Source organism: Cobetia sp., assembly GCF_983723665.1.
On sequence record NZ_CFDJES010000020.1, the window covers coordinates 1 to 5,500 of the forward strand.

The following is a 5,500-nucleotide window of genomic DNA, read 5'->3' on the forward strand; positions in this document are numbered from 1 at the left end:
GTGCGTGATCGCTGGTTGACCGATGCGGGTGAGCCGAAGTCCCCGTCAGCTGACAAGCCGCTGGCTCGCTGGCTGGCACGTCTGGCGGACATGCAGCCGGATGCCGCCAAGGGCAGCGCCAGCGAGCTGAGCGTCTATCCCGGTTCGCCCTGGTGGCTGAGCCAGTCGCTGCGCCGCGGCGATCGCCTGTTGGCCTATGAGCTGCATCCGGGCGAGATCTACCACTTCGATCAGGCGCCGGTGCAGCGTGACAGCCTCGGCAAGGTCATGCGTCGTCAGCAGGATGGTCTGTCCGGTCTGTTGGCGGCCGTGCCGGTCACCACGCCGCGCGTCGCCGTGCTGATCGACCCCAGCTATGAGCTGAAGAATGATTATCGTGATGTCGCCGAGGTCGTGGTCGAGACCCTGCGCAAGTCACGTCATGCCACCATCATGATCTGGTATCCGCTGCTGCCGGCGGGGCGTCAGCATGATCTGCTCGAGCGTCTCAAGAAGCATTCGCCGGCACCGATGTGGCGCAGTGAGCTGACGATCGATTCACCGGAAGGCGAGCACGGCATGTACGGCTCCGGCATGCTGGTGATCAATCCGCCGTGGCAGTTCGATCGTCAGTTCTCCACCGCCATGCAGGAAGTGGTCGAGGTGCTCAAGGGCGCGCTGCCGGCTCCGCAGTCGGTTGCCGTCGAGCACAAGGGCCTGTGGTGGCTGTCGGAGGAGGTCGCCCGCGAACGCAACGAGCCCAAGCCGATGCCGCGTGAGCGCCTGCTGTCGCTGCGCAAGCTCAACCAGAAGGTCAAGCGCGACAGCGATGTCGAGGTGACCCAGGCCAAGCCCAAGCGCGAGAAGCTCAAGCGCGGTGAAGGCTGGGCCAAGCCTCGCGTGCGCAATGACAGTGCGACGCCCAAGGCCAAGGGCAAGCGTCATTCCGCGACTGCCAAGCCCAAGACCAGCATCAAGGCGCAGGTCAAGGATGAGGTCCATGGGCATTCCGCGCCGAGCCAGAAGCGCGTCAGCGAGAAGCCTGCCGAGCGCAAGTCGACGGCCGCTGTCGAGCCGACTCGTCCGCGTGGCAAGGGCGAGACGGCAGGCAAGGGAGCGGGCAAGGATTCTGCCAGCTGGAGCGACTGGTCCTCCAGCGTGCCGGGTAAGGGCCGCCGCGAAGGCTCCACGCGGGTCAGCATGCGCAGCACGCCGGCGATTGGTCGTGATGGTCAGGTCAACCCGAACAGCACGACCAAACTGCCCAGAAAGTACGCGGCCAAGCAGCGTCCTGAAGACAACAAGGATGTCGGCAAGCCGCTGGATGCGCGTGAAGCGCGTGCCCTGCGTGAGAAGCAGGAAAGCAATGCCATGAGAGGCAAGGCTGCCAAGGGCGGCGCCAGCAAGGAAAGCTCTGGAAAGTCAGCAGCTGGCAAGACGAATTCAGGCAAGACAGCGCCTGCCAAGGACAGCTCTGGCAAGACTCAGAGCAACAAGCCACGCGGCCCGCGCAAGCCGTGATGGCTGAGGTGAACGCAGAACGCTGAGCGCCATATCAAGAGCTCGGACTGACAACGCCCCCATAGGCCATGCCTGTGGGGGCGTTTGCATTGTGGGTGTTTAGATAGTGGGGCGTCTAGATCGCGGGGCCCTTTGCATCGTGGGGTATTTGTATTGTCGGGGCCGTTGGCCTGATCAGTGTGCGATGTCTTCCCGCCATAGCCGCCGATAGAGGCCGGGTTCTGCCATCAGGGCATCGTGGGTCCCCAGCTGGGTGATGCAGCCCTGTTCCAGCACCAGCAGGCGGTCCGCATCACGCACCGTGGCAAGCCGGTGTGCCACCACGATCAAGGTCACTTCGCCACGCAGCTCATGCAGTGCCTGCTGCAACAGGGCTTCGGTATGGCTATCGATGCTGGCGGTGGCCTCATCCAGCAACAGCACGCGTGGTGTCGTGACCAGTGCACGTCCGAGCGCCAGCAATTGGCGCTCACCCGTGGAGAGACTGAGGCCGCGCTCGCCCAGCAGGGTGTCGAGCCCTAGCGGCAGACTATCGACCAGCGGCGTCAGATGCGCTTTGTGCAGAACCCGTGACAGGTGCTGCTGGCTGATTTCACGCCCCAGCAGCAGGTTGTCGCGCAGTGTCGTGGCGCGGATGAAGGGCTCCTGCGGGACGACGGCTATCGCGGTAGCGCGTTGTTGAGCCGACCACTCCATCAGCGGACGACCATCCAGCAGCAGCTGAGACGCCGGGGCAGGGCGCTGCCCGCTGAGCAGATCGAGCAGGGTGGACTTGCCGCTGCCCGTCGGGCCGACCACGCCGAGAAACTCACCGCTCTCGATGGCAAGCATCAGTCCATTGAGGGCCGGACCCTCCGCACCTTGGTGGTGGAAGGTCAGCTGCTCGAGTTGATAGTGACCACTCGCTATCACGGTGTTGTCCGAGTGCCGACGCGTGGCTGCCTGCGCTGTGCGCGTGTCTGGCTCAGGCGTCTCGCGTGGCCGGTCCAGGACCTCTTCCAGCCGGCCAGTCGCCACCAGCGCCGACTGGAAGACCTGCAGTCGCTGCGTGATCTGGATCAGGGGCTCGCTGATGCGCCCCAACCAGGCGATGAACGCGTAGAGCACTCCCAGTTCCGCACCGCCCCCCAGTTCGCGCAGCCCGAACACGGCGACCAGCGAGAGCGTGATCAGCATCGCCATCAGGTCGATGGCCGAACGCAACAGCAGCCCCGACACACGCACCGTGCGCATGCGCGCCTGATACTGGGAGACGTTGAGGTGGTGATAGCGCTGACTGAAGCGTTCGGTCTGGTCGCTTGCCTGCAGCACACTCATGCCGCCGATCGCCTCGGCGATTCTGGCATTCTGCAAGGCACGCAGGCGGCGCACCTCGCGTGCAGCGCGCCCGGAGAAGCGCTGATACAGCCAGATCATGCCGATGGAGAGCGGCACCAGCGCCGTCGCGATCATCGCCAGGGTGCCATCCATCAGGGCCATCGCCGACAGGATGCCGATCAACAGCACCACATTGCCGATCAGTGTCGCCAGCACCCCGATATACAGCTCCTTGAGCGACTCGGTGTCGTTGGTCACGCGGGCCACCAATTCACCGGCAGCGATATTGTCGAGGGTCGATAGTGGCTGGTGCAGCAGATGTGTGAAGACTCGCTCACGGATATCGCGCACGCTGGCGAGGGCCAGACGGGCAAAGCGCAGCTGCTGGAAATAGCGTCCGGCGGCGGCGCCCAGCTGGGTGATCACGTAGATGCCCACCAATCCGGCCAGGGCCTCGGGGGCGAGGTTGCCGGGAATCAGGTAGTCATCCAGATAGCGCTGGGTCAGCCACGGGCCAAGCACATCCAGTACGGTCGCCGCGATCAGGATCAACAGCGCGCGCAGGACCTCTGCGCGGCGCCTGCCCAGCGGTTGCCAGAGCAATGCCAGTCGCCGTCGGCTGAGCAGGCGAGTGCCGCTGAGGGTGTCGGGTCGTGTCGCGGCATCGTGGCTCATGAGCGCTCCGCCTTGGCATCGTCTTCGCGGTTGACCTGCTGGGCCTGCCATAGGCGCCAGTAGGCGCCGCGGGCGGCCAGCAGACTGGCGTGATCGCCCTGTTCCAGGATGCACCCGTCCTCGAGCACCAGGATCTGCTGGCAGGCCTGCACGGCAGACAGGCGATGGGAATTGATGATCAGCGTGCGCTTGAGGCCGTGATGATCGGGTTGCTGCAGGCGCGCGAGAGTCTTCAGCAGGGTGCGTTCGGTGACCTGGTCGACCGCCGACAGGGTATCGTCCAGCAGCAGGATCGGCGCCTCGCTGAGCAGGCTGCGTGCCAATGCCAGCCGCTGACGCTGGCCGCCGGAGAGCGTGATGCCTCGCTCACCCACCAGCGTCTCCAGCCCCTGGGGGAGGCGGCGCAGATCTTCCTCGAAGGCTGCGGCGCGCAGTGCCTCTCGAATTCGCTCGTCGGAGGCCTCGGGGCAGGCGAGGGCGACATTGTCGGCTACCGAGAGCGCAAACAGGAACGGGTCCTGGGGGACCAGTGAGAACTGCTGGCGCCAGGCCGATAGTGTGTACTTACTTGCTTCTCTGCCGCCGAGCGTCAAGACCCCTTGCTCAGGCGTCAGAGGCCAGCTGCGCGACAGCAGACGCAGCAAGGTGGACTTGCCACTGCCGGTCGCGCCGACGATCCCCAGACTGCCCCCTGCCGCCACCTGAAGAGAGAGGGGGCCAAGGGCACGTTGCTGGCTGCCCGGGTAGTGGAATTCATTGATCTCAAGGCATAGTGAATGGACACTTACCTTGTTCAGAGTGCCGCTGTCCTCAAGGGCTTCTGGCGCGGCGTGGAAGGTGGCCAGCCGCCGTGCGGCTGCCGCGCCGCGCTGCAGGATATTCAGGCACCAGCCAAGCGCGAACATCGGCCAGATCAGCTGCGCCAGATAGAGCGTGAAGCTGGTCAGTTGGCCCAGGGTGATGGCGTCATCCAGATAGCGCCAGCTACCCACACCCAGCGTCAGCAGCGTCGCCGCCGAGAGCGCAATGAACACCACCGGATCAAAGGCCGCCTCCAGCTTCTGGACGCGATAATCGACGGCTTCGGCGGCGGCGGCACGCTGCGAGAATCTTGCGCCTTCATCCTCCAGCAAGGCATGGCTTCTGAGCATGCGAATGCCGGCGAAGGCTTCCTGGGTCTGGTCATTCAGGTCCGAGAAGCGCTCCAGCGATTCGCGGAAACGCTCTCCGATCCTTCGCGAGATGCGTGCGAAGGCCCAGGCCATGAAGGGAAATGGCAACAGGGCGAGCAGCGTCAGTGGCACATCGATGGCGATCAGCATGATGCCGAGCACCAGCACGAAGGTCATGGCGCCATCGACGCTGGACAGCACGCCTTCCGCGGCGGCCATCTCCACGGCATCGATGTCCTGACTGGCGTGCGCCATCAGGTCTCCGGTGCGATGGCGCTGATAGAAGCCGGGGTCCAGGCGCGTCAGCTTGGCATGGAAGGCATCACGCTGCTCCGTCCCCAGCTGATAGGCGGTGCCGAACAGTGTCACGCGCCAGGCATAGCGCAGTGCATAGAGCGCAAGCCCTGCGCCTACCAGCCACAACAGGCGGCTCAGCAAGGCCTCGTGGTCCAAGCTGCCATCACGCAACGCATCGATGGTGGCGCCGATCGCCCACGGCAACAGCAGATTCAGCCCCGCGACCCCGATCAGGAACGCGATGGCCAGCAGATAGCGGGGCCAATGGCGGGTGAAGAAGTCGAGCAGCAGGTGGCGCAACGGGGCCTCGGGGAGAGGCCCGGTGCTCAGTTCATCGGCGGGGGCCGGCGGGGGAGAGGCGCTGGAGTCACGGGACTCGCGATGGGCATCCTGCGGTCTGTTCGATGTCGCGCGTCCCGCCATGTCGGCTCCCGGTCTGCCCCTGCCCGCCTCCGCCACTCGGAGGGGTCGGCAGAGGCAGTATAACGAGAGGGAGACAGCCAGACGCAAGCACTGTCGGCAAGAGAGGCCGGCTGCGG

3 protein-coding genes are annotated in these 5,500 nt (G+C 65.2%); 1 reads left to right on the forward strand and 2 read right to left on the reverse strand.

The window, feature by feature from the left end; genetic code table 11:
* The coding region (gene rlmJ / locus AC4FAH_RS03705) for a 23S rRNA (adenine(2030)-N(6))-methyltransferase RlmJ (protein WP_490245651.1) at positions 1 to 1,500 on the forward strand (1,500 nt) is incomplete at its 5' end.
* Positions 1,501 to 1,674: 174 nt separating this feature from the next.
* Here the strand turns inward: rlmJ and AC4FAH_RS03710 are convergent.
* Both AC4FAH_RS03710 and AC4FAH_RS03715 read right to left on the reverse strand, forming a co-directional pair.
* The gene (locus tag AC4FAH_RS03710) at positions 1,675 to 3,492 is read right to left on the reverse strand and encodes an ABC transporter ATP-binding protein (protein ID WP_225347451.1); all 1,818 of its coding nucleotides are present in this window, start codon (positions 3,490 to 3,492) and stop codon (positions 1,675 to 1,677) included.
* Entirely contained in the window at positions 3,489 to 5,384 is a 1,896-nt protein-coding gene (locus tag AC4FAH_RS03715; protein ID WP_153636736.1) for an ABC transporter ATP-binding protein, read from the reverse strand. The genes AC4FAH_RS03710 and AC4FAH_RS03715 overlap by 4 nt, the downstream gene beginning before the upstream one ends.
* Positions 5,385 to 5,500 lie beyond the last annotated feature (116 nt).

Bases quoted from the DNA above. Each gene is read 5' to 3' on its own strand.
- AC4FAH_RS03710 (WP_225347451.1), bottom strand. From the start codon at position 3,492: ATGAGCCACGATGCCGCGACACGACCCGACACCCTCAGCGGCACTCGC.
- AC4FAH_RS03715 (WP_153636736.1), bottom strand. From the start codon at position 5,384: ATGGCGGGACGCGCGACATCGAACAGACCGCAGGATGCCCATCGCGAG.